This window comes from Ruegeria sp. CDSA221, assembly GCF_059611825.1.
Genome location: NZ_JBXWPK010000006.1, coordinates 172,730 through 196,137, shown reverse-complemented (window position 1 = coordinate 196,137; position 23,408 = coordinate 172,730). Strand labels below are relative to the sequence as shown.

The 23,408-nt window shown below is 57.2% G+C and carries 21 protein-coding genes and 1 pseudogene; 9 read left to right on the top strand and 13 right to left on the bottom strand.

Annotation, left to right across the window (positions count from 1 at the left end):
• Nucleotides 1–58: 58 nt before the first annotated feature.
• Nucleotides 59–901 (bottom strand): glycosyltransferase family 25 protein, encoded by an 843-nt coding sequence (locus tag AC2FJ5_RS11880; RefSeq protein WP_496793472.1) that lies wholly within the window; start codon nucleotides 899–901, stop codon nucleotides 59–61.
• A 132-nt stretch (nucleotides 902–1,033) separates the two neighbouring features.
• Between AC2FJ5_RS11880 and speB the strand changes: the two genes are divergently transcribed.
• Nucleotides 1,034–2,008, top strand: a complete 975-nt coding sequence (gene speB / locus AC2FJ5_RS11875) for an agmatinase (RefSeq protein WP_496793471.1) — start codon at nucleotides 1,034–1,036, stop codon at nucleotides 2,006–2,008.
• Nucleotides 2,009–2,029: 21 nt separating this feature from the next.
• Here the strand turns inward: speB and AC2FJ5_RS11870 are convergent, their stop codons facing one another.
• The 6 genes from AC2FJ5_RS11870 to AC2FJ5_RS11845 form a co-directional block, all read right to left on the bottom strand.
• Nucleotides 2,030–3,250, bottom strand: coding sequence for an aminopeptidase P family protein (locus AC2FJ5_RS11870; protein WP_496690645.1), 1,221 nt, complete (start codon nucleotides 3,248–3,250; stop codon nucleotides 2,030–2,032).
• A gap of 161 nt (nucleotides 3,251–3,411) precedes the next feature.
• The gene (locus tag AC2FJ5_RS11865) at nucleotides 3,412–4,623 is read right to left on the bottom strand and encodes an ABC transporter permease (protein ID WP_142634168.1); all 1,212 of its coding nucleotides are present in this window, start codon (nucleotides 4,621–4,623) and stop codon (nucleotides 3,412–3,414) included.
• A 5-nt stretch (nucleotides 4,624–4,628) separates the two neighbouring features.
• Nucleotides 4,629–5,903, bottom strand: a complete 1,275-nt coding sequence (locus tag AC2FJ5_RS11860) for an ABC transporter permease (RefSeq protein WP_142634170.1) — start codon at nucleotides 5,901–5,903, stop codon at nucleotides 4,629–4,631.
• Nucleotides 5,904–5,973: 70 nt separating this feature from the next.
• Complete coding sequence (locus AC2FJ5_RS11855) at nucleotides 5,974–7,062, bottom strand: extracellular solute-binding protein (protein WP_496793469.1); 1,089 nt, start codon at nucleotides 7,060–7,062, stop codon at nucleotides 5,974–5,976.
• 100 nt (nucleotides 7,063–7,162) lie between these two features.
• Nucleotides 7,163–8,254, bottom strand: a complete 1,092-nt coding sequence (locus AC2FJ5_RS11850; RefSeq protein WP_496785240.1) for an ABC transporter ATP-binding protein — start codon at nucleotides 8,252–8,254, stop codon at nucleotides 7,163–7,165.
• A 576-nt stretch (nucleotides 8,255–8,830) separates the two neighbouring features.
• Nucleotides 8,831–9,874, bottom strand: coding sequence for a pyridoxal-phosphate dependent enzyme (locus tag AC2FJ5_RS11845; protein WP_496690648.1), 1,044 nt, complete (start codon nucleotides 9,872–9,874; stop codon nucleotides 8,831–8,833).
• A gap of 86 nt (nucleotides 9,875–9,960) precedes the next feature.
• Between AC2FJ5_RS11845 and AC2FJ5_RS11840 the strand changes: the two genes are divergently transcribed.
• The 3 genes and pseudogenes from AC2FJ5_RS11840 to argE all read left to right on the top strand — a co-directional run bounded on the left by AC2FJ5_RS11840 (nucleotide 9,961) and on the right by argE (nucleotide 11,631).
• Nucleotides 9,961–10,161, top strand: coding sequence for an aminopeptidase P family N-terminal domain-containing protein (locus AC2FJ5_RS11840; protein WP_465160558.1), 201 nt, complete (start codon nucleotides 9,961–9,963; stop codon nucleotides 10,159–10,161).
• Between the two features lie 70 nt (nucleotides 10,162–10,231).
• Nucleotides 10,232–10,477, top strand: a pseudogene (locus tag AC2FJ5_RS11835) (ectoine hydrolase DoeA); the annotation flags it as partial.
• A complete protein-coding gene (argE, locus tag AC2FJ5_RS11830; RefSeq protein WP_496793468.1) occupies nucleotides 10,474–11,631 on the top strand; it encodes an acetylornithine deacetylase in 1,158 nt (385 codons plus the stop codon). The pseudogene AC2FJ5_RS11835 and the gene argE, both read left to right, overlap by 4 nt.
• Here the strand turns inward: argE and AC2FJ5_RS11825 are convergent.
• From AC2FJ5_RS11825 to AC2FJ5_RS11800, 6 genes are read right to left on the bottom strand one after another with little or no spacing between them, the layout of a single operon-like run.
• A complete protein-coding gene (locus AC2FJ5_RS11825; protein ID WP_496793467.1) occupies nucleotides 11,628–12,494 on the bottom strand; it encodes an urea carboxylase-associated family protein in 867 nt (288 codons plus the stop codon). The genes argE and AC2FJ5_RS11825 overlap by 4 nt on opposite strands.
• A gap of 32 nt (nucleotides 12,495–12,526) precedes the next feature.
• Nucleotides 12,527–14,005, bottom strand: a complete 1,479-nt coding sequence (locus tag AC2FJ5_RS11820) for an aldehyde dehydrogenase (RefSeq protein ID WP_496793465.1) — start codon at nucleotides 14,003–14,005, stop codon at nucleotides 12,527–12,529.
• Between the two features lie 8 nt (nucleotides 14,006–14,013).
• Nucleotides 14,014–15,048, bottom strand: coding sequence for an LLM class flavin-dependent oxidoreductase (locus AC2FJ5_RS11815; protein WP_496793464.1), 1,035 nt, complete (start codon nucleotides 15,046–15,048; stop codon nucleotides 14,014–14,016).
• Nucleotides 15,049–15,060: 12 nt separating this feature from the next.
• The gene (locus AC2FJ5_RS11810) at nucleotides 15,061–15,969 is read right to left on the bottom strand and encodes a flavin reductase family protein (protein WP_496793462.1); all 909 of its coding nucleotides are present in this window, start codon (nucleotides 15,967–15,969) and stop codon (nucleotides 15,061–15,063) included.
• Complete coding sequence (locus AC2FJ5_RS11805) at nucleotides 15,966–16,745, bottom strand: alpha/beta fold hydrolase (RefSeq protein ID WP_496793461.1); 780 nt, start codon at nucleotides 16,743–16,745, stop codon at nucleotides 15,966–15,968. Before AC2FJ5_RS11805 ends, AC2FJ5_RS11810 begins: the two co-directional genes overlap by 4 nt.
• Nucleotides 16,717–17,316 (bottom strand): amino acid synthesis family protein, encoded by a 600-nt coding sequence (locus tag AC2FJ5_RS11800; protein WP_496793460.1) that lies wholly within the window; start codon nucleotides 17,314–17,316, stop codon nucleotides 16,717–16,719. Before AC2FJ5_RS11800 ends, AC2FJ5_RS11805 begins: the two co-directional genes overlap by 29 nt.
• A 108-nt stretch (nucleotides 17,317–17,424) precedes the next feature.
• Between AC2FJ5_RS11800 and AC2FJ5_RS11795 the strand changes: the two genes are divergently transcribed.
• From AC2FJ5_RS11795 to AC2FJ5_RS11775, 5 genes are all read left to right on the top strand, one after another.
• The gene (locus AC2FJ5_RS11795; RefSeq protein WP_496704758.1) at nucleotides 17,425–18,273 is read left to right on the top strand and encodes a LysR family transcriptional regulator; all 849 of its coding nucleotides are present in this window, start codon (nucleotides 17,425–17,427) and stop codon (nucleotides 18,271–18,273) included.
• A gap of 85 nt (nucleotides 18,274–18,358) precedes the next feature.
• Nucleotides 18,359–19,609 carry a sarcosine oxidase subunit beta family protein gene (locus AC2FJ5_RS11790; RefSeq protein WP_496793459.1) on the top strand — a complete coding sequence of 417 codons (1,251 nt, stop codon included), beginning with the start codon at nucleotides 18,359–18,361 and terminating at the stop codon, nucleotides 19,607–19,609.
• A 14-nt stretch (nucleotides 19,610–19,623) separates the two neighbouring features.
• Complete coding sequence (locus AC2FJ5_RS11785) at nucleotides 19,624–19,911, top strand: sarcosine oxidase subunit delta (RefSeq protein WP_281972199.1); 288 nt, start codon at nucleotides 19,624–19,626, stop codon at nucleotides 19,909–19,911.
• Nucleotides 19,908–22,853, top strand: coding sequence for a sarcosine oxidase subunit alpha family protein (locus AC2FJ5_RS11780; protein ID WP_496793458.1), 2,946 nt, complete (start codon nucleotides 19,908–19,910; stop codon nucleotides 22,851–22,853). Before AC2FJ5_RS11785 ends, AC2FJ5_RS11780 begins: the two co-directional genes overlap by 4 nt.
• Nucleotides 22,846–23,406: a sarcosine oxidase subunit gamma gene (locus tag AC2FJ5_RS11775; protein ID WP_496793456.1), complete on the top strand. Its 561-nt coding sequence runs from the start codon at nucleotides 22,846–22,848 to the stop codon at nucleotides 23,404–23,406. Before AC2FJ5_RS11780 ends, AC2FJ5_RS11775 begins: the two co-directional genes overlap by 8 nt.
• Nucleotides 23,407–23,408: the final 2 nt, after the last annotated feature.

The window sequence follows — 23,408 nt, the reverse complement described above, 5'->3', positions numbered from 1 at the left end:
TTATCGAGAATTACTATTTTTGCTTGGTTGGAAAGCCGTGATCAGCCCATGATATAAACTAAACCCTCAGGTCTTCGGCACAGGGGATAAATCCGACATACCCCCCGCTTTCAAGCAATCGGGCTTCGCCTCTCTGGCGCCAATACAACTTGCGTTTCGCGGCCTGCAATTCGCGACGAATGCGAAACCACAGGGGTCCCTTATCCAGACCGCTATTGGTCTTTCTGTTTTGTGAACGTTCACTGACTTTCACGGAATCTTCAGCCTGATCTTGCTGTTTCGACCAGATCATTTGAACGCCGACTGCTGGAAAACACTGATACATTTGCCAATCCGGGCGGGGGATAGATACGAAATCATCCAGGTGATCCGAGTATTTCTCGGACCACTTCAGCAATTTACGGCAGGCCACTTGAGACAGGATATATGCGGCCGCGCTGGGTGCCATTTCCAGCATCGGGCGAACCGGTACGCCGGTAATCTGTAGTTCTGGCCCAAACCGCAGCGACCGGGGGGAATAGTCCAGCTTTAGGAAGTCGAACCCTGACCCTGCTTCGAGCAATCTGGCAATCACACCGCCAGCTTGGGTCGACATTTCAACATCGTCTTCAAAGATCGCAACAGCCTTCAGGTCTTGCTGAACGGTACGCTTCCAAACGGCGCGATGGCTTTCGAAACAAGCGACTTCACTTTGTTTCAGACCCCAGCGGCTGCCAGAACCGGGAACATAACCATTTCCAACCAGAGCGCCCTCTTGTTGTGCATCGGTCGCACTAAAGCGTTTGGCCCCAATCAATCCAGTATGCGCAAACTGCGCCTCCATAAAGTTACGCCGTTCGGGTACCCGATCCAGATTGATATAGTAGACACCCGTTCCCGGTGGCAGTTCATGATGGCCCACGGCTGTTCCTTTTTAATGCCTGCACCAGATACACATCGCACAATCGGACAATCAAGCCCACAGCCCCCACCTATCGCAGCTTTGAATTCCTGTCTAAGCTGCCGTTGAACAGCAAGAAACGGGAAACTCGCCATGTCATCACATGGGTATAGCGGTGGGCGGCTTAATCTGCCTTTTGTCGGCATTTCGACCTTCGGCAAAGCGCCGTATGTCGAGGATTGGGACAATATCGACGCGGATGTCGCAGTCATAGGGGCGCCTTTCGACTTTGGCACTCAATGGAGGTCCGGCGCGCGCTTTGGGCCGCGTGCGGTGCGCGAGGCCTCGACCCTGTTCAGCTTTGGCCATGCCGGGGCCTATGACCATGAGGATGACGCTACCTATCTGGATGGATCGGTGCGGATGGTCGATATTGGGGATGCCGATATTATCCACACCAAGACAGATGAGAGCCACGCCAATATTCAATACGGCGTCGAACGTATTCTGTCCGCAGGCGCCCTGCCCGTCACCATCGGCGGCGATCATTCGGTGAATATCCCCTGCATCAACGCCTTTGCCACAGATTGCGCGCAGAACGGTCCGATCCATGTGGTCCAGATCGACGCGCATCTAGATTTCGTTGACGAACGTCATGGCGTCACTACTGGCCACGGCAATCCGATGCGGCGGGCGATTGAAAAGCCGTACGTCTCGGGCATGACCCAGCTGGGCATTCGCAACGTGTCGTCGACCGCTAAGGAAGGGTATGAGGATGCCCGCGCCCGCGGATCAGACATCCTGTCAGTGCGGCAGGTGCGCAAACTGGGCACCGAGGGCGTGGTTGAACGCATTCCCGAAGGCGCGCGGTATTACGTTACGATTGATATCGACGCGTTTTGCCCCTCAATCGCACCTGGCACGGGTACGCCCAGCCATGGCGGGTTTTTGTATTACGATGTGCTGGAAATTCTTCAGGGGCTGGCGAAACGGGGTGACGTGGTCGGGATCGACCTTGTTGAAGTCGCCCCAAGTTACGACCCAACCGAAAGCACGCAGATTCTGGCGGCGCAGGTGCTGCTGAACTTCATCGGGTTTATCTTTCACGAACGGGGCAAGAAGGGCTGAACGCCCTTCCCGCCCATACGATCAGGCGCTGATCGTGTTGTGTTCAGGCCCATAGGGGAAGCCGGTGATGTTCTCGGCACCGGCCTCTTCGACCACTAGAATGTCATGCTCACGATAGCCACCGGCACCGGGCTGTCCTTCGGGAATCCACAGCATCGGCTCGATGGACACGACCATGCCCGGCTCCAGCACCGTGTCGATATCCTCGCGCAGTTCAAGACCCGCCTCACGACCGTAATAGTGGCTGAGGATGCCGAATGAGTGCCCATAGCCGAATGAGCGGTACTGCAGCAGGCCCTCATCAGCAAAGAATCGATTGATCTCAGCCGTGATCCCAGAGCAGGTCGCGCCCGGTTTGATCAGGCTCAGCCCCAACTCATGCGCGGCGACGTTTGCCTTCCAGATGCGCAGGCTATCGGCGTCGGGTTCGCCCAGAAACAAGGTGCGTTCCAGCGCAGTGTAATAGCCCGAGATCATCGGGAATGTGTTCAGCGACAGGATATCGCCCTTTTGCAGCGCCCGCTTAGTGACCGGGTTATGTGCGCCATCAGTGTTCAGGCCGGATTGAAACCAGACCCAAGTATCACGGTATTCGGCTTCTGGATAAGCACGAGCAATCTCGGCCTCCATCGCGTCACGGCCCGCCATGGCGATTTCGATCTCGGTCGCGCCTTCGCGGATCGCGGCGTGAATGGCTGCGCCGCCCACATCTGCAGTGTGTGCGCCGCCTTTGATCAACTCGATCTCTTCGGCGGATTTCACCATGCGTGCGGCCATTGTGTCGGGTGCGATATCAACCAGTTCAGGCTGGCCCAGCATATCCAGCGCGGTGTCGCGCATTGCCAGGGTCATATGGTCGCCTTCGATCCCGATCCGCCGTGCAGATCCGATCAGATCAGCCACCGCGCGCCAGTAATTGTTCCGCTTCCAGTCGGTATAGATCACGTTGTCTTCAACCGAGCGACGCCAAGGCTGGCCGGCGTCGATATTGGCCGACACGGTGGTGCATTTGTCCTGAGTGACAACGCAACCGTAGGGACGCCCGAACGAGCAATACAAGAAGCCCGAGTAATAGGCGATGTTTTGCATGGAAGTCAGCAGAACTGCTGGAATATCGCGGGCGGCCATCGTGGCGCGCAAACTGGCCAGACGGCGTGCATATTCCGCCTTACTAAAGGGCAAAGGCGCCTTGTCACCGTTGTGGCAGGTAAAGAATTCGGGGCGATTGTTTAGATCATTCATCTTGGTCTCTCCTCGATGCCGGACAGGCAAAGCCCGGCCACAAGTCCCGGCGTTCAGGACAAGCGGCCTCGGGAACCGAGAGCCATGCACCCGCCTAGATGTCACGACGCCATCGTGACCGGGGTGCATGGTGAAATCGCTAAATCACCTTGTGAGTCGCGTCAAGCGGGACTGAGCCCCCGCAGGCGTTCAGACCGCCGCCGCAGCAGCTCTACCGTGGTCAACAGCGCAATCGAGATCACCACAAGGATGGTCGCTACTGCCAGAATGGTCGGGCTGATCTGTTCGCGCAGGCCGGTGAACATCTGCCATGGCAGTGTCTTCTGGCTGGCAGAGCCAACGAACAGCACCACAACCACCTCATCGAACGAGGTGATAAAGGCGAAGAGGCCGCCCGAGATCACGCCCGGCAGGATCAGGGGCATCTGAATCTTGAAAAACGTCCGCACCGGGCCCGCGCCCATATTCGCCGCCGCCCGCGTCAGAGAGCGATCAAAGCCCACCAGCGTCGCAGTCACGGTGATGATGACGAAAGGGATGCCCAGAACGGCGTGGGCAAGGACAACTTTCACATAGCCCACGAAGTTCTTGTTCATGCCCAGCGTGCCTTCCATGAAGCGACCGATATCGCTGTAGAAGAAGAACATGCCGGTGGCCGAGATGATCAACGGCACGATCATCGGCGAGATCAGGACGCCCATGATGACGCGGCGGCCGGGTACGTGGCTCTGGCTGAGGCCGATGGCCGCCAACGTGCCCAGCGAGACCGAGATGATCGTCGCAATCGGCGCGATGATCAGCGAGTTCTTGAAGCTGCGCTGCCATTCATTGTTGGTGAAGAAATCGCGGTAATGCTTCAGCGAATACCCTTCGGGGTCCAGACTCAGCATCTCAGGGGTGAAGGTAAAGAAGTCCTGCGCGTTGAACGACAGCGGCAGAACCACAAGGATCGGGGTGATCAGGAACACGAAGATCGCACCGCAGATAACCCGGAACAGATAGTGATAGAATACCTGTTTTGGCGTCAGATAGCTGAGCAGTTTACGGCGATACCGGCCTTCATAGAGCCAATAGATAAAGAAGATAAAAAACCAACCGCCCAACAGGCCCAGAATGCCACCCATCGGACCTGACAACAGGAAACCGATGACGCCGAAACCCAGGATATTGATCCAGCGCGCCAGTTTTTCGTTCTTCAGAACGTTGATGTAGACCCAGGCCAGCGCGGCGATCAGAGCTGCGCCACCCAGAATGCCCAAAAGGATCGAGCCGTTGCCCGCGCCGACAAAGACGCCGGCTAAGGCACCCGCCAAGGCGACACTGGGCAGAACCATGGAGAGCGGTTTGCGGGATATCGGTGTAAGTGCAGCCATGTCGATTATCCCAACTTCACGTTATCAATGCCCACGATCTTGTCGTAGACCCAGTAGAGCAGCATGACGACACCCAGCAGGATCGTACCCAAGGCCGCAGCCAGTCCCCAATTCAGCGAGGACGATATGTGATAGGCGATCCGGTTCGAGATGAAGACACCCTTGGTGCCGCCCACAATTTCAGGCGTGATGTAGTAACCGATCGACAGAATGAACACGAGGATCGAGCCCGCTCCGATACCCGGAATGGATTGTGGGAAGTAGATGCGCCAGAACGTCGTCCAGTTGGTCGCGCCCATTGATTTCGCCGCGCGCGTGTAAGTCACTGGGATCGTCTGCATCACTGAATACATCGGCAGGATCATGAACGGCAGCAGGATATGCGTCATCGCAATGATCGTGCCGATCTGGTTATTGATGATCACCAGTCGTGCATCATCGGCCACAAGTCCAAGCCAGACCAATGTTTCATTAATCACGCCCTGCTGTTGCAACATCACTTTCCACGCCGAGGTCCGCACCAAAAGTGAGGTCCAGAAAGGCAAGAGGACAAGGATCATCAGCAGGTTCGACACCCGCATCGGTAGGGTCGCCAGCAGGTAGCTAACCGGATAGGCCAGCAGGATACAGGACACTGTAATCACCAGCGACATGAACAATGTGCGGCCAAACAGCTTGATCAGAATCTGCTTGTCTTCAGGCTGCGACTGCGCGCCTTCGGGCGTGCGGCGCATATCGACCGCGTTCAGGAAATAACCATTGGTAACCGTTGGCGAATGGGTCTTGATCACGGCCCACGTCTTAGGATCACCCCAGCCCTCGTGAATCTCGATGATCTGGTCCTTGAAGGGTCCATCGGTTTCAGGGTCAAGCTTGCCCATTTTCCGGCCAGAGCGGCGGAACAAAGAAGACATGCCAGTCTCCTCGTAGTTCAGACGCGAGCCAAGGCGGGTGTGGGTTTTGCTATCAACGGCAACGACCATGTCGCGAACGAATGCATCGTATACTGCTTCGTCCGGAAGCTCACCGCTTTGGGCGTCCCAGCTTTGCAGGGCTTCCACAGTAAGCGGGAGGGTCTCCGAAACCATGCTGTTTTCAACCGAGCGGAACAGCATTGAAGCAATCGGCACGATAAAGGAAAACATGACAAATAGCAGAAGCGGAGCGACGAGCATCAATGCTCGTAACTTCTGCCGCCGCAGTGAACGTGCCAGCGATTGCTTAAGCGGCGTTCCGTCCGCTGCCAGCATCGGCCCCGCATTTTGGCTTGCGTCAGTCATCTGTGCCCCTTGACTCTGCTTGGGTCTGGGGGCGGCGCACCGCCCCCGACTGTTTCATGAAATCAAACGATTATTTCGCAAGCCAAGCCTGGAATTTCGCTTCGATGTCATCGCGGTAATCCGCCCAGAACTCGTAGTTATACAGGAACGTGTTCTTGGCGTTTTCCGGATCGGTCGGCATGTGCGGCGCCATGTCGATGCCAAGCTCGGCATGCTGACCAACCAGCGGAGCCGACGAGGCACGGGCCGGACCGTACGAGATGTACTTGGCCTGATCCGCCAGACGCTGCGTGTCCGTTGCGAACATGATGTAGTCCAGCGCACGCTGCTGACGCTCTTCGCTCAGACCGGCGGGGATGATCCAGCCGTCCAGGTCAAAGATCTGCGCGTCCCAAAGCATGGCAACGGGCTGCTTCTGCTCTTCGATCACGCTGAACAGACGGCCGTTATAGGTCGAGCCCATGATGATCTCGCCATCGGCCAGAAGCTGCGGCGTGTCGGCACCCGCGGACCACCAGACGACGTTGTCCTTGATGGTTCCCAGTTTCGCCAACGCCTGATCCTGACCTTCAGGGGTCGCCAGAACGTCATAAACGTCATCTTTGGCGACGCCGTCACAGATTAGCGCCCATTCCATGTTGTTGATGGCACGTTTTTCCAGCGAACGCTTGCCCGGATAGGCTTCCAGGTCGAAGACTGCACAGACATCTGTCGGAGGTGTGTCACCAACCAGGTCCGTACGATAGCCAAATGTGGTCGAATAGACGATCTGCGGAATAAAGCATTCGCTGACCAGCAGGTCACCGAAATCATCGGCAGCCGAAGTGCCGTCGGGCGCCGGGGCCAGCATGGTGTCGGGGTCGATCTCCATCGCCAGACCTTCGTCACACAGACGAATTGCGTCCGCAGCAACAACATCCACTACGTCCCAGGTGATGTTGCCCGCTTCGTTCATCGCGCGCAGCTTGGCAACCGCTTCGGCCGAGCTGTCATCGTTAAGGATAGTGATGCCGCTCTTTTCAGAATAGGGCTCGTGATACGCCTTCAGCTGTGACTTGGAATAGGCGCCGCCCCACGAGACAATCGTCATCTCCTCGGCCATGGCGCCTCCGGCCACGGCAACAATGGCGCTTGCCATCAAAGTGGTCTTAAGTTTCATTGTTAACTCCCTGTTATACCCGTAAATTTCTGAACAGACCGGATCACGGGGCAACCCGGCCGCCATTTACCCCCAGCGATCCACCAGGGGACGTTCTGCATCAGGCGTCAAGTGCCCGGCAATCATGGGCCAACCAACCGATTTCAACTTCCTGGCCGGGCGACAACCGAATCGCGTCAGGGGCGTTTCGGGTCTTGATGATAAAGTCTTCATTACCCGCCACGGACAGGCGGAACCGGAAGACATCACCCATATAGATGAATTCTTTGACAGTCGCCTTGAGCGTATGCGCATCAGCATGCAGGCGATCTTTGTTGAACTCCACCCGTTCGGGGCGGATTGAAACTTTGGTCCGTTCACCAGCAGCGCTGACATTGACCGGTTTGGCGTCAATTTCTGATCCATCATCCAGTGCAACCACGCACGAGTCGCCGTCGATTGACTTAACAACGCCTTCCAAGGTGTTGTTTTCACCAATGAACTGGGCAACAAAGCTATTTTCGGGCTCTTCATAGAGCAGATCCGGCGGCGCAAGCTGCTGGATGCGTCCGTCGTCGAACACGGCCACGCGATCCGACATCGTCAGCGCCTCTGTCTGGTCGTGGGTCACGTAAACTGTCGTAATCCCCAGCTCATGCGCCAGACGGGTAATCTCGAACTGCATATGTTCGCGCAATTGCTTGTCCAGCGCGCCCAGCGGTTCGTCCATCAAAACTAGCTCAGGCTCGAACACCAAAGCACGGGCCAAGGCGATCCGCTGCTGCTGACCGCCGGACAGTTGCGCCGGACGACGGCTGCCAAAGGCGCCCATCTGGACCATATCCAGCGCACGCTTCACTTTTTCTTCCCGATCGCTTTTGCCGATGTTGCGCACTTCAAGCGGGAACGAAAGGTTTTCAGCCACAGTCATATGCGGGAACAATGCATAGTTTTGGAACACCATGCCAATCCCGCGCTTATGTGGTGGAATGTTGTTGATCGGGCGTCCGTCCAACATGATTTCGCCATGAGTAGCGGTTTCAAATCCGGCCAACATCATTAGGCAAGTTGTCTTGCCTGACCCCGAGGGGCCGAGCATAGTTAGAAACTCACCCTTTGGCATCGAGAGATTAAGGTCTTTTACGACGAGTATCTCGCCGTCATAAGATTTTTGAACACGCTGAAATTCGACGAACGCTGCGTCATTTGACATTACCAACTTGGCTCCCCTGTGCGGTCTTTGCTTGCCCGGTTCATCCGGATCTCAAAGACCAGTCCACCCTATTTAAGGACATGGGGGACCAACCACGCAACCATAAATGTTACAGCTAGGCGACAAAGAATCCTGAAATTCACTTCTGCTCAACTGATATTTCGATATCTCGCCCGCAACGCAAGGCCTTGAATAGCGTAATTAACTTGCTTCATTCGCCTCTATTCAACTTCCTCACCCACAACATTAATATAATATTTTTAATAGGTTATAATTACAACTTGAACCACCACATCTCACAGCCCAGACCTCGGCATCGATACTGAGGTGCTGAGAGATTCGCATGTCGAAATTCCTCGACCGATTGGAAAACGCCAAAATTATCTGGCGCAATCCAATCTAAAAACCGCGCTTTGGGGGGCAATTAATCTCATTTTGATAGGGCGGAGGTGCGGATTTGCGCACCTCCCGTTTTCAGGCGCAATCGGATTCTGCCTTTGGGGGCAGTTGCACCCTCTTAACTTGCGGCTTCCTGCGCTTATTCCGGGGCAAGATTCAGATGTTTCTTGACCTTCTTCAATCCGGCACTTCGGATAAAATGCACAGAACTTGGGCATCGCTCCCAATGTTCAGGGCCTCGCAGACATCTGCATTCATCGCTGCTGCGACGCCCGCCCCGCCCGAAGCAGTTGTCGCCAACCCAGCCTCTGCCATAGCCGGTAAATACCGCACCACGTCGTCATCCGAGAGCGTCAGAAAACAGTCTGCATCCCGCGCCAGACCATTCAGCGCGATCAGCGAGGGTTCTTTACAGTCCAGCCGTCCCATGATGCTGTCAGGCCCATCCGCAAAGACGCAGGTACCTGCTTCGATACTGGCTTGCAACGCAGGGGCCGCTTCGGGTTCCACGACAATGATCTTGGGTCCATCACCCCAGGCATGGCGCGCATAAGCTGCAACCGCCCCTGCCAACCCACCTACCCCGGCCTGCAAAATGATATGCGTGGGCGCATTTGGGCATTGGCGCACCGCTTCTGCAGCCATCTGCAGATATCCCTCCATCAGGGTGTGCGGCAGCTCGTAATACCCGTCCCACGAACTGTCAGATAGCAATGTCCAACCGTTAGCCTGCGCCGCTTTGCCAGCAGCCTCCATACTGGCGGCATAATCCGTGCCTTGACGAACGACCCTGGCTTTTTGCGCACGAAGGCGTTCCGCGAAACTTTCAGGTACGGTTTCGGCGATATAGACCACTGCATCAGCCCCAAATATCCGTGCACCTGCTGCTACACTCATCCCGTGGTTACCCGCGCTAGCGGTGACATAGGTTTTCCCGCGTAAAGTAGACTTATCCGGTGTCTGCGCCAGATCAGCAGCGTGGCGGGCGATGACATAGGCAGCCCCCAAAGCCTTGAATGACCCGAGGTTCATGCGCCCACGCTCATCTTTGACCCATAGATCGGCGACATTGGCCAAATCCTTGGCTTCAACCAGATTGGTTTCTGCTGCTGCAGGGCATACTGTTAACAAATCAGCTACGCGAGCCGCGTTTATCGAAGGAAATGGAGCATCAGGAATCAATTTTTCCTTGCCGCGGTGTGGGTTTGAACTGAGTTTCAACAGTATTTCCTTCCTGAGTTGTCCATTGACGTGATCGGATTCGTAAAGTTCTGTCAACACGTCTCTAATCACGACACGAGGATCCGATGAGCCAAGTGAATCCGGCATTCATGCGGGGGGAATTTGACCGTCGGCTGTCCAAAACACGAAAAGCCGTGACCGAGGTCGGGCTGGACGCGCTGTTCTTCGAAGATCCTTCGAACATGACGTGGCTAACCGGATACGAGGGGTGGTCGTTCTACGTCCATCAAGGCGTTTTGGTCTTTCATGACGCAGACCCGATCTAGTGGGGACGCAATCAGGATACTAATGGGGAACGACGTACAGTGTGGATGCCTGATTGTCAGATACGTCCACATTGAAAGCCGCGCGTGCTGCGGCTATCCAGTAGGTCTGAGCTATCTCCCGGACTGAGGTGAGCGCACGGTATCTCTGCGTCCCGAGGATGAGACAATCCTGGAACCTGGCAAGACGTTTCACTTTATGCCTGGCCTCTGGTTGAATGACTGGGAGTTAGAGATCACCGTGTCGATCCTGATCACCGATACCGGTCCTGCCGAATGTTTCTGTAACCGCCCAAGAAAGCTGTTTGTAAAGCCATGACCCTGCAAAGAACCCAAGATATCCTCGCCGATCTGATCGCGTTTGAAACGGTATCTGCAGACAGCAATCTTCAGATCATCAGCTATCTAAGGGACAGGTTGCAGGCCTTGGGTGCACGCTGCATCGAAACCCGGGATGATACTGGCACCAAGGCCAATGTATTTGCTTCCATAGGCCCAGACATTCCCGGCGGCATCCTGTTATCCGGCCACACGGACGTGGTTCCCGTCGCGGATCAGAACTGGACATCAGACCCGTTTTTGATGACCGAGAAAGATGGCAGACTTTACGGACGTGGCACCTGTGACATGAAGGGCTTCATCGCCGCCGCACTTGCACTTGCCGAAACGCTGGATGCCAGAAAACTGACCCAACCGCTGCACTTTGCCTTCACCTATGATGAAGAAACCGGATGTTTGGGCGCGCAGAACATGGTGAACGATCTTTCCGAACGAGGAATAGTGCCGGATATCGCAATAATCGGAGAGCCCACCGAAATGTGCCTGATCGAAGGGCATAAGGGGTGCTATGAATACACGACACGATTTGTCGGGCTCGAAGGACACAGCTCGGCCCCGGATGATGGGGTTAATGCGGCGGAATACGCGGCACGCTATGTAGGAAAACTTCTGGAACTGCGCCAGATATTGAAATCCCGCGCGCCAACAAACAGCCCCTTCGAGCCACCCTGGACCACTATAAACGTGGGGTTCTTCAATAGCGGCGTCGCCCATAACGTCATTGCCAGCAAAGCCGATGTCGGCTGGGAAATGCGCCCGGTTCAGGCCAGCGATGCGGATTTCGTCAAGCAAACCCTGACTGACTATGTGACGCACAGCCTGCTGCCCGAAATGCAGGCCGTCCATAGTGAAGCAAACATCACGCAGGATATCACGGCCGAGGTTGCAGGCCTTGAGCCAATGGAAGAAAACGCCGCCCGCAAACTGGTTTCCGAGCTGACCGGGGCGAACGGAACAGGTGTTGTGTCATTCGCCACTGAAGCTGGCCTGTTTCAGCAGCTTGGCACCCATGCGATTGTCTGCGGTCCCGGCTCGATCACACAGGCCCATAAAGCAGATGAGTACGTCGAGATCGAACAGCTCGACCTATGCTGTCGGATGCTGGACCGGCTTGGGCAACGCCTGACCTCTTAACCTGCCCCATGGGTGCGATCATAAGCAGATCGCTTGGGCTGAATATGCGCGTTTCGGATGTCTTCACCGGGGTCATAGACTTCCATAACCAATGGATAACAGGCGGCTGCGTCCGAGGAATGCTCGGACGAGCAATCGCCCCCGGGACAAGCTGAAAGGCCGACGATCAGGTCAATCTCGGCGTAGAATTCCAGATAATCACCCGGACGCACCGGGCTTGCCTTCATGAAGTATTGGCCTGTGTCCTGCGTAAATCCGGTGCACATGAAGACGTTCAACACGTCGTGGACGTGCATTTCGGCCTCATGCAGCGGCAGGCCACAATGGCTGGCCAATGCCCGTGTCAGGTTGGAATGGCAGCAATAATGGTAGTCATCGCCAGACAGCAGTCGCCCGGTATATGGGTCACAGCGGGTCCCGATTACGTCATGCACGGATCCGCCGTATGAATCGAACCCATACCAATCCAGAGTATCCGTAACGATGGTCGCCATGGGCCGCATATTCGGAAAACTTGACCACATCCGATCCCCGGTCGACAGATGCGTGCCATGCAGCGCGCGGGTTTTGCCGGAATAGAACCGTTCGGTCAGGTCGTGCTTGTACCACATGTTAAGATCACCGACCTGCGCGCCATCGACCGACACCACCCGAATAAAGGCCCCCGCGGGCACTTCAATACAGGCCGCATCACGCGGGGCTGCTATGACTTCGGCGGTTTTCACCGCGCGCTGCCTCAGGTCAGTCAACGCAGCCAGATCAGGTTGCGGTACCGTTTCGGGCGGATAGCAAATGACCGGAGGGATCGCCCTCCGGTCATTTGCGTCTGCCGGAGGTTCAAAATTCGGATGTTTCAACTTCATGACCGCGCTCCGATATCTTCATGACAACAGACCTAGCGCATCACAAACGGGTTCGCCATCGGCTCTTGCGAGGTGCTGATCCAGGTGGTCTTGGTCCGGGTGTAATCCAGGATCGCCTCAACCCCGGCTTCACGGCCATACCCTGATTGATTGAACCCGCCAAACGGCGCGATAGGAGAGATCGCGCGATAGGTGTTCACCCAGCAAATCCCCGACTTGATCCGTTTGGACACCCGATGCGCCCGCGCCAGGTTCTGCGTGAACACGCCAGAGCCCAGTCCAAAGACCGTGCTGTTGGCCAATGCGATGGCCTCTTCTTCGGTATCGAATGGCAGCAGAGACATGACCGGGCCAAACATCTCGACCTTCAGCGTCTCGGTCTCGGGCGATGTGCATTCGACCAGGGTTGGGTTCATGAAGTTGCCGGGCCGATCCGCGGGCAGCCCACCGAAATGGATCACCGCGCCCTGCGCCGAGGATTTGGCCAGGGTCTCTTCGATCTTGCGCACCTGCGCCATGGTGCACAGCGGCCCAACATGGGTAGTGGCATCCAGCGGATCACCCAGAACGATTGCGCCCGCCTTTTCTTTGATCCGGCCGATCAGCTCTTGCAGAATGGATCGCTGTATCAGGCCACGCGTGCCCGCAACGCAGCTTTGCCCAGACGCGCCAAAGTTCCCGGCGATCAGACCATTTGCCGCGCCATCCAGATCCGCGTCATCAAAAACAACTATCGGCGATTTGCCCCCAAGTTCCAGCGAGGTGACCGCGAAGTTTTCGGCCGAATTTCTAACCACATGGCGCGCGGTCTCGGGGCCGCCGGTAAAGGCGATGCGATCCAGATCGGGGTGGCGGGTCAATGGAATTGCGCAGTTTTCCGCATCCCCGGTGATGACCGAGACAACGCCTGCAGGGAATCCGGCCTGTTCGATCAAACGTGCGAATTCCAGCATCGGGGCGGGCGCGATTTCGGATGCTTTCAGCACGACGGTACAGCCAGCCGCAAGCGCCGGGCCCAGTTTGGTCGCCGTCAGGAACATTTGCGCATTCCACGGCACAATCGCTGCAACAACTCCGATGGGTTCGCGCGTGGTAAACACATGCATATCGGGCTTGTCGATGGGCAGAACCGTTCCTTCAACCTTATCCGCAAGCCCTGCGAAATAGCGGTAATAATCCGCGACATACCCCGTTTGCGCCGAGGTTTCTGCCAGCAGTTTGCCGCTGTCGGTTGTCTCAAATTCCCCGAGCTTTGCGGCGTGTTCGGCAACTAGGTCGGCCAGGCGATAAAGAAGCTTGCCGCGCGCGGTGGCCGTCATGTCGCGCCATTGCGGATCATCAAGCGCACGTTTGGCGGCGGCGACTGCCCTGTCGACATCCTCAGGTGCCGCACAGGAAAACGTAGCCCACCCCTGCCCAGTTGCGGGATTTGCAGATGTCATAACCTGAGACGTCGCCCCCTCAGACCAAGCGCCATCAATGAAAAGCTGAAAATGCGGTAGATTTCCCATAGTGTTCCTCACTGAAAGGCTGGCATGACATCGTCGATGAACCGCGCCAAAGAGGCACGTTTTCGCTCGTTCGTCATCCCGCTGTCGACCCAGAACGAAAACTCATCATAGCCCAAATCTTCATAACGTTTGATCCGGTCAATAACCTGCTGCGCTGTACCAACCGTCAGGTCGCGCGCCAGCTTATCACTTGTGTACATCTGGTTTGCATCCATCTCGTCCCGGGTGATCCGTTGGATCAAACCCTGTGCGACCGGGCGTTTATTCATGAACCAGGCACCGAAATAGTTGTAATACCGGCGCAATTCCTGAACGCCTTGCGCAACATCGTCTGCGTCTTTGCCGACATATGTGTGATGCAACAGCATGATTTTGGGGCGCGGTCCGGTATGGCTGTCGCAGGCTGCATTGAAGCGGTCCATCAGCGTTTCAATCTCTTCCATGCCCTGCCACAGGGGGGTGACCTGGATGTTAAACCCGTTGTGGACACCGAATTCATGACTATTGGGGTCCCGCGCCGCGATCCAGATCGGCGGACCGTTTTTCTGAAACGGTTTCGGCGCAGATGTGGTCGCCGGAAAGGAATAAAACTCACCCTCATGCGCACAATCGCCCTGCCAGATCTGCGGAAGCAAAGGGGTTGTTTCCCGCATCCGTTGGCCCGCTTCCCAGGCATCCATCCCCGGCATCAGGCGCTCATACTCATAAGAATATGCGCCGCGTGCGATCCCCAGTTCGATCCGGCCTTTGGTAATCTGATCTGCCGCGGCGGCCTCTCCGGCCAATTTGATCGGATGCCAGAACGGGGCGACTACCGTACCCGTCCCCAGCCGTACATTCCGGGTGTGATGGGCCAGATCGACTAGCGAGATAAAGGGGTTAGGCGCGATGGTGAACTCCATCCCGTGATGCTCACCCGTCCAGACGGCGCGCATCCCGCCCTCGTCCGCCATTTTCACAAGGCTGACGAATTCGTCATACAGAACGTCATGCGGCTGATCTGGCGACAAACGTTCCATATGGGCAAACAGGGAAAATTCCATTGACCTGCTCCTTTATCGTATGCTGTGAATGTCGCCCTGCGAGGCGTCACCAAGGTAGAGAGCAAAATCCCCCTCTTTGGCTTCCATCGCATAGCGGGTCATCATGTGGCGGACACCACCGGACACGTATTTCAGGTTCGGAAGGTCATCCGTTCTGATCCATTCGGCGCCCTCAAGCGGCGTTGGTCGGGAACAGCTGGCCAGAAAATAGGTGTAATGCTGCTTTGTTTCCGCATCGTCGAATGAGGAATAGACCTGTTCGACTTCTACCTTCAGTCCACGTTCTGACAAGCCCTGGGTCAATCGGTTTCGCTGCCCACCCCGCTCGACCCCGGCGATTTGAACGGGACGATAGGCACCGTTGCTCTGCTCCAGCAAAACACTGTCATCTTTGCGGATGATCGCGCCGCATATCGTCGGTACCATGGCGTCGATTTCACGTTCGAGCCCCAGGCTGAAATACGACCCTCCGACATATCCAAGACCCTGCCCGACCGAGTGCGAGAACTCTGCCACTTCACCGATCAATAAGGTATGATCACCGGCGGGAAGGACCTGATGGGTCTTGCAGCAAAACTGCGCCAGCGCCCCGTCGATTAGGGGTAGATCAAAAAGGCCATTGCTGTGCGCGACCTTTGCAAACCGGTCCCCTTTATACCCAGCGAAAGTGTTCGATATCTCTTGCTGTCCATCTGCAAGCACATTCACTGCAAACCGGGTGCAGTTGGCGAAAATATCGTGACTGGACAGAAACTTCCCCGGACACACCAGCAGCAATGGCGGGTCAAGCGATACGGACGAAAACGAGTTTGCGGTGAACCCAACTGGCACGCCCTGCGGATCCCGTGCCGTCACCACTGTCACCCCGGTCATAAAGCTGCCAAAGGCGTCACGCAAAGCTCGGGGGTCCATACTTGTCATGGCTGGCACCCCCCCACAAATTCCAACAGCTGTGCGTTTACTTCGGCGGGATGAGTCATCGGCAACATATGTGCGGCACCTGCGATGATTGCCGCTTGTCCCGAGGGAACCAAACGCGCCATGTCCCGAGACATTTCAGGAGTCGAATTCGGCTCATCCGCGCCGGTCATGAACAAGGCGGGACAAGCGATACGGGCCAGTTCATCATCGGAAGGACCGTCCGTTTCGGCAAAAGCGGTATACGCGGATTTGTAGGCCGCCGGATCAACCTCAGTCAGCCAGCGCATGCAGGCCAGTCGCTCGGCGGACGAGGCTTCGCCAAACCAACGTTGCAACGTGACAGTGGGATCATTTGGCCCCGATACGTCCAAGGCCGAGGCACGTGCGACGACGGCCTTGCGCGCGGCAGCCGGACGCCGATGGATCGCATTCAATGCCGCAACGCCAAGAACGCTATCTGGCACATCCGCCGCCAGTCGGAGCGCAATCAGGGCGCCCATTGAATGGCCGATCAAGACAGCGGGCTCTGTCAGCACGGACGCAGTGCGGTGCACGTATGCCTCCAAACCAGTCGGATGATCAAAGCTCGACTGACCATGTCCTGGCATATCCGGGCACAAGACACGATACCCCGCCGCGACCAGAGCGTCGATCTGCGCACCCCACGCCTCGGCCCGCAGGCCAACCCCGTGCAGCAGAATAACCAGCGGCCCTTGGCCCCGATCAATCACCGCCAAGGTGCTGAGTTCAGACCGAGGCCGGGTTGTCCACGTCATGGCCCAAATCCTTGAGGTCCTGATAACGGTCGCCGATCCGATGATGGGGACGGCCCGAGGTTGCACCACCCAGCACGACCACAATTTCATCCGCGCGCGGTGCGTCGGGGATTGCAAACTGCAGCGTCAAATAATGCGATCTACGCCCGGCATCATTCTTGTCCATCATGGGCACCATGATCGGAGTGTTCGCCGGACCGCGAGTATTGGTGAAGGACAGATAGGACTTGGCCCCAACCGCTTGACGATAGTAATTCCCGAAATGCAGCGTGTGGATCAGGCCCGAGGCATGTTCGACCTCGCCATCCAGCCCAACAACCGCCGCTTTGCCATAGGCTTCGATCACCTGGCCGCCACCTGCAAGCGTGACCATCCGGTCAGTCAACATTTGCCCCAGCACTGGCCCATAGGCCAGAATTTCCGGTCTCAGATCCTCGACATACCGGCCAGCCCAAGGGTTCGACACAACCGCCGCAACGGCAAACATGCGCCACGGGCGTTCCGCTGCCCGAAATCCTTCAACCAGAACCTCTTCGTCGAAAGTCACTATTTTTCTGATATTTGGCTGCACTGCCGTCTCCCCAAATCTGCTTGAGGAAATATCACCGTTAGAAACATCTTTTGACAAACGAAAGAACTTGAGCCTTAGATATTAACAACACTAATAGGTCAGTTACCGATGGCAAAAACACTCCCTCCTCTAACGTGGTTTCGGTCATTCGAAGCAGCCGCGCGGCGGCTCAGTTCAACTGCTGCAGCGGATGAAATCGGGTTGACGCAATCCGCAGTCAGCCAACAAATCAAAGCCTTGGAAACCCGTCTGGGCGTCGTTCTGTTCCACCGCCACGCGCGCGGTCTTTCTTTGACGGATGAAGGGCGGAAACTGCTGCCACAGGTCGAGGCAGCCTTGGATATGCTGCACTCCGCAGCCTCACCCTATTTGGCCGAAGAAAAAGCTCGCCATATCACGGTGGCTGCCTCTATCAGCATCATCGAATGGGTCATCTCGCCGGCATTACCCGAATTTCAGGCCCAGCACCCGGAAACCTCACTCCGATTTGTCAGCACGATCTGGCCTGACGAATACGCAGCATCGCGCGCCGATATTGAGGTACGCTTTGGTTCAGAAAAACAAGTCGGGAAAAATGCGAAACCGTTGAATCCCAATCGCCTTGTCCCGGTGGTGTCGCCGAATCTAAGCGGCAATTGGCTTGATCTGCCTCTGATCGAATCCGTTGGCACATCGGACAGTTGGGCGTCATGGGGTGAAATCACCGGCCAGAAACTGCGCAAGCCATCATATTTTGTGGATTCCTATGGCCTCGCCCTGCAACTTGCTGTTTCAGGCAGCGGTGTTGCACTGGTGAATTCTATCATCGCAGAGCAAGCCCTGAAATCAGGCAAAGTCCGCCTTGCCAGCAAAGATTCCGCACCCGCCAGTGAGGGCTATTTTTTATCCGTCCTTCGCAACTCAGCCGAGGTATCGGATTTCACCGATTGGTTTTCCGGCCTTATTTCTTGTGCCTGAGGGTCTGATTCAGACACACCCATGTCGCATATGGGGATATCGCCGCGCCCGAAAATAATGAAGTTTGGAAGAAAAGGTCCGATTCATGAGATATTCCGGCTTTCGAGTTATCAAAGAGGCGCTAACCGGCCACAAAGGGTGGAAGCCGGTCTGGCGTGAACCTGAACCTAAGGCCCATTACGACATCATCGTAATCGGCGGCGGCGGGCATGGTCTGGCAACCGCGAATTACCTTTCCAAAATCTACGGCCAACGAAATGTTGCCGTAATCGAGAAAGGCTGGATCGGTGGCGGAAATGTGGGCCGAAACACCACGATCATTCGCTCGAACTACCTGCTGGATGGGAATGAGCCGTTCTATGAGTTCTCGCTGAAGCTGTGGGAAGGGCTCGAGCAGGACCTGAACTATAACGCAATGGTCAGTCAGCGCGGTATCGTCAATCTGTTCCATACAGACGGACAGCGTGACGCCTATACGCGACGTGGCAATGCGATGATCCTGAACGGGGCCGATGCCGAATTGCTGGACGCAGATCAGGTGCGGCGCGAACACCCTTATCTGAATTTCGACGACGCTCGCTTTCCGATCAAGGGCGGCCTTGTTCAACGGCGCGGCGGTACCGTGCGCCATGATGCAGTGGCCTGGGGCTATGCCCGGTCAGCCGACCTGCATGGCGTCGATATTATCCAGAACTGTGAAGTTACCGGGCTGCGGATCGAAGATGGCAAATGTCTTGGGGTCGAAACGACTAAGGGCTTTATCGGCGCCTCCAAAGTCGGATGCGCCGTTGCGGGCAGTTCGGGGCGCGTTATGGGGATGGCCGGACTGCGCCTGCCTATCGAAAGCCACGTTCTACAAGCCTTTGTATCTGAGGGGCTAAAGCCTGTCCTGCCCAGTGTCATCACCTATGGCGCGGGGCATTTTTATGTCAGTCAGTCCGACAAGGGAGGACTGGTGTTCGGTGGCGATCTTGACGGCTATAACACCTATGCCCAACGCGGCAACTTGCCCGTGGTCGAGGATGTTTGCGAAGGTGGCATGGCATTGATGCCGATGATCGGACGCGCCCGGTTGCTGCGGATGTGGGGTGGCGTGATGGACATGTCGATGGATGGCTCTCCGATCATTGACCAAACGCCGGTCGAGGGCCTCTATTTCAACGGGGGCTGGTGCTATGGCGGGTTCAAGGCAACTCCGGCTTCGGGCTATTGCTTTGCACATCTGCTTGCGAAGGACGAACCGCACCCTGTCGCAACGGCCTATCGGTTGGACCGGTTCCGCACCGGCCGGATGATCGACGAAAAAGGCGCGGGCAATCAGCCCAACCTGCATTAAAGGGGACACCAGACATGATAATCAACCACCCCCTTCTTGGGCCTCGCGATGCATCGGAATTCACCTATCTGGGCGACGCCGCGCTGATTGACCGCCCCGATTGGCAGGCGGAAAATGCTGCCGAGGCCTTTCACGACTATGCCTATCTGCGTGACAACCCGGCAGGCGAGCACCGTGAACTTTGGTACCACGAAACAGGTGACCGATCCTGGCTGGTCGTCACGCGCAACACGCTGACCCACGAGATTTCAAAGGTGGAACTGGCCCGCGATGTGGCCCGCGAACGGGGGCGCTCCAAATGACGCAGGTGAACCGGCTGAATGGCGGACAGATCGACCGCAATACAACGCTGAACTTCCGCTTTGACGGGCGCAGCTATACCGCCCATCCCGGCGACACTTTGGCATCTGCCCTGCTGGCCAATGATGTGCGTCTGATCGGGCGGTCTTTCAAATACCACCGTCCGCGCGGATTGCTGACCGCAGGATCCGAAGAGCCGAACGGCCTAGTCGAACTGCGCTCGGGCGCCCGCAAAGAGCCCAATACCCGCGCAACAACCATCGAGATGTTCGAGGGGCTTGAGGCGCGATCACAGAACCGCTGGCCCAGCCTGAAATTCGACGCGCTGGCCGTGAATGACATGTTTTCCAACTTCCTGTCTGCGGGTTTCTACTACAAGACTTTCATGTGGCCTGCAGCCTTCTGGGAAAAGCTGTACGAGCCGATCATCCGTCGTGCGGCTGGCCTTGGATCGCTTTCGATGCAAGAGGACCCGGACGAATACGACAAGGGCTTTCGCCATTGCGATCTGTTGATCATCGGCGCCGGACCGGCCGGGCTTATGGCCGCTTTGACCGCTGGCCGCGCGGGCTCGGACGTCATTCTGGCGGATGAGGATTTCGCCCTGGGCGGTCGCCTGAACAGCGAAACACTCATCATTGGCGATGCTGCGGCGTCCGACTGGGCGGCGCAGGCTGTGGCCGAGCTGTCCGCGCTGCCAAATGTTCGCTTGATGCCGCGCACCACAGTGATTGGCGCGTTTGACCACGGCATCTATGGCGCGGTCGAGCGTACGGGCGATCACCTGCCCAGCCTGCCCGCAGGCAAACCTCGGCAGATCCTGTGGCGGATTTACACAAAAAAGGCGCTGCTGTGCGCAGGCGCGACCGAGCGTCCAATCGCGTTCGAAAACAATGATCGCCCCGGCATCATGACCGCCAGCGCCCTGCGGACCTATGCCAACCGTTTCGGAGTGGCGGCCTCGCAGCGCGTCGCGGTCTTTACCAACAATGATGACGGTCACCGCACCGCAGCTGATCTGCACGCAAAAGGTGTCAAAATCACCGCTGTGATCGACGTGCGCAAAGACGCCCCCATCAGCCATGACTACGAAGTGCTGCAGGGCGCTCAGGTCACAAATACCAAGGGCCGACTGGGTCTGAGCTTTGTCGAAGTCGCCCTGCCCGATGGCTCAACCCGGACATTGGAATGTGGTGCCTTGGGCGTCTCGGGCGGTTGGAACCCCAACGTCCACATGACCTGTCATCAGCGGGGTCGCCCCACCTGGGATGAGACGCTGGCCGCCTTCGTCCCCGGCGCGGACCTGCCGGTTGGCATGTCCGTTTCTGGTGCGGCAAACGGCGATATGTCTACCCACGGCGCGCTGCGCTCTGGCGCCGAGGCCGCAATCGCCGCTTTGGACCTTACCAGTGCCAAACCCGATCTGCCCGAGGCCGAGGACGCGCCCATCGCGCAGACACCATTCTGGTACGTCCAGGGCTGCAAACGCGCCTGGCTTGACCAACAGAACGATGTGACGGTCAAGGATGTCCGTCTCAGCTATCAGGAGGGCTTCCGTTCGGTCGAGCATCTGAAACGCTATACCACGCTGGGCATGGCCACGGACCAGGGCAAGACCTCGAATATCGGCGGGCTGGCGATCATGGCCGAGCTGGCCGGTAAGTCGATCCCCGAGACCGGTACCACCATCTTCCGCCCGCCCTATACCCCCGTCCCGATTGCCACTTTCGCAGGCCGGATGAAGGGTAAAGAGTTTCACCCCACCCGCCTGACGCCCTCACACCACTGGGCCGAAGAACGCGGCGCGGTGTTTGTCGAGGTTGGCAACTGGCTGCGTGCGCAGTGGTTCCCCCTGCCCGGCGAGACCCATTGGCGCGAGAGCGTGGACCGTGAAGTGCGTCAGACGCGTGCCTCGGTCGGGGTGTGCGACTGCACGACATTGGGCAAAATCGACGTCCAGGGCACCGATGCGGCAGCGTTCCTGAACCGCGTCTATGCCAATGCTTTCGCCAAGCTGGCAGTCGGCAAAACCCGCTATGGCCTGATGCTGCGCGAAGATGGCATAGCCATGGATGACGGCACCGCCGCGCGACTGGCCGAGGATCATTTCGTCGTAACCACAACGACCGCAAATGCCGTATTGGTCTTTCGCCACATGGAGTTCGTGCGCCAGTGCCTGTGCCCGGACATGGACGTGCAGTTGATTTCCACCACCGAGGGATGGGCGCAATATGCGGTCGCCGGGCCCAATTCGCGCAAGCTGTTGCAAAAGATCGTCGACCCGGAATTCGACATCTCGAATGAGGGCTTCCCTTTCATGGCCTGCGGCACCATCACCGTGTGTGGCGGCCATCGGGCGCGGCTGTTCCGGATTTCGTTCTCTGGCGAGTTGGCATTCGAAATCGCGGTTCCCTCTCGCTATGGCGACGCGCTGATGCGGCGGCTGATGACCGAGGGCGAAGAGTTCGACGTTGTCCCCTATGGCACCGAAGCACTGGGCGTCATGCGGGTCGAAAAAGGCCATGCTGCAGGCAGCGAGTTGAACGGCACCACAACCGCCCTGAACCTGGGAATGGGCCGCATGGTGTCCAAAAAGAAGGACAGCATCGGATCAACTCTGTCGGAACGCGAGGGACTGAACCAACCCGATGCACTGATGCTGGTGGGGATCAAACCGTTGGAGCCTGAAAACAAGGTAACCGCCGGTGGCCACCTGATGAACACTGACGGCCCGGTCGATGCAGCCCATGATCAGGGCTATGTCACCTCAGCCGTCTACTCACCCATTCTGAGCAGCAATATCGGGCTGGGATTGTTGAAAAACGGCGGCGACAGGCTGGGCGAGAAAATGCGCCTTGTCTCTCCGCTGACGGACCTGACGGTCGAGGTGGAAATTGTCTCGGCCCATTTCGTTGACCCGGAAGGAGAACGTCTGCGTGGATAATCTGGTTGCGATAACCGCCCTCGGCGCGGCTGACCCTCGGGTAGACACGGTTGGGCCTGTCACCTGTTCCGAGATACCGGGCGTGGCGTTGGCATCAGTCGCGGCGCGGCTCGGTCAGGAAACAGCGGCCAAAGCCGCATTGAAGAAACTGATTTGCGCTGAGGCACCAAAGGTCCAGAGGTTTGAAGGAACCGCAATCACCGCCTTTTGGGCGGGGCCAGAGCAATGGATGCTTGAAGCACCGCATGACACGCACGAGGACCTTGCTACGCAAGTAAAATCTGCCATTGGGTCTGCGGCCTCTGTCACTGAACAGACCGATGCCTGGGTGCGTTTCGACCTGGCTGGTGCGAACATTCAAGCAGTGCTGGAGCTTTTGTGCCAGTTGGATCTGCGCATATTAACTAAGGGAACGGCGGCGCGCAGCTCGATCCACCATATTGGCTGTTTCGTGCTGTGTCGTGGTTCGGATCACTACAGCCTGTACGGTCCGCGCTCGTCCGCCAAATCTCTGCACCATGCGATCCTGACGGCGATGCGATCGGCGCTTTAGTC

Bases quoted from the DNA above. Each gene is read 5' to 3' on its own strand.
- speB (WP_496793471.1), top strand. From the start codon at position 1,034: ATGTCATCACATGGGTATAGCGGTGGGCGGCTTAATCTGCCTTTTGTC.
- AC2FJ5_RS11870 (WP_496690645.1), bottom strand. From the start codon at position 3,250: ATGAATGATCTAAACAATCGCCCCGAATTCTTTACCTGCCACAACGGT.
- AC2FJ5_RS11865 (WP_142634168.1), bottom strand. From the start codon at position 4,623: ATGGCTGCACTTACACCGATATCCCGCAAACCGCTCTCCATGGTTCTG.
- AC2FJ5_RS11860 (WP_142634170.1), bottom strand. From the start codon at position 5,903: ATGACTGACGCAAGCCAAAATGCGGGGCCGATGCTGGCAGCGGACGGA.
- AC2FJ5_RS11855 (WP_496793469.1), bottom strand. From the start codon at position 7,062: ATGAAACTTAAGACCACTTTGATGGCAAGCGCCATTGTTGCCGTGGCC.
- AC2FJ5_RS11850 (WP_496785240.1), bottom strand. From the start codon at position 8,254: ATGTCAAATGACGCAGCGTTCGTCGAATTTCAGCGTGTTCAAAAATCT.
- AC2FJ5_RS11840 (WP_465160558.1), top strand. From the start codon at position 9,961: ATGAGCCAAGTGAATCCGGCATTCATGCGGGGGGAATTTGACCGTCGG.
- argE (WP_496793468.1), top strand. From the start codon at position 10,474: ATGACCCTGCAAAGAACCCAAGATATCCTCGCCGATCTGATCGCGTTT.
- AC2FJ5_RS11825 (WP_496793467.1), bottom strand. From the start codon at position 12,494: ATGAAGTTGAAACATCCGAATTTTGAACCTCCGGCAGACGCAAATGAC.
- AC2FJ5_RS11820 (WP_496793465.1), bottom strand. From the start codon at position 14,005: ATGGGAAATCTACCGCATTTTCAGCTTTTCATTGATGGCGCTTGGTCT.
- AC2FJ5_RS11815 (WP_496793464.1), bottom strand. From the start codon at position 15,048: ATGGAATTTTCCCTGTTTGCCCATATGGAACGTTTGTCGCCAGATCAG.
- AC2FJ5_RS11810 (WP_496793462.1), bottom strand. From the start codon at position 15,969: ATGACAAGTATGGACCCCCGAGCTTTGCGTGACGCCTTTGGCAGCTTT.
- AC2FJ5_RS11805 (WP_496793461.1), bottom strand. From the start codon at position 16,745: ATGACGTGGACAACCCGGCCTCGGTCTGAACTCAGCACCTTGGCGGTG.
- AC2FJ5_RS11795 (WP_496704758.1), top strand. From the start codon at position 17,425: ATGGCAAAAACACTCCCTCCTCTAACGTGGTTTCGGTCATTCGAAGCA.
- AC2FJ5_RS11790 (WP_496793459.1), top strand. From the start codon at position 18,359: ATGAGATATTCCGGCTTTCGAGTTATCAAAGAGGCGCTAACCGGCCAC.
- AC2FJ5_RS11785 (WP_281972199.1), top strand. From the start codon at position 19,624: ATGATAATCAACCACCCCCTTCTTGGGCCTCGCGATGCATCGGAATTC.
- AC2FJ5_RS11780 (WP_496793458.1), top strand. From the start codon at position 19,908: ATGACGCAGGTGAACCGGCTGAATGGCGGACAGATCGACCGCAATACA.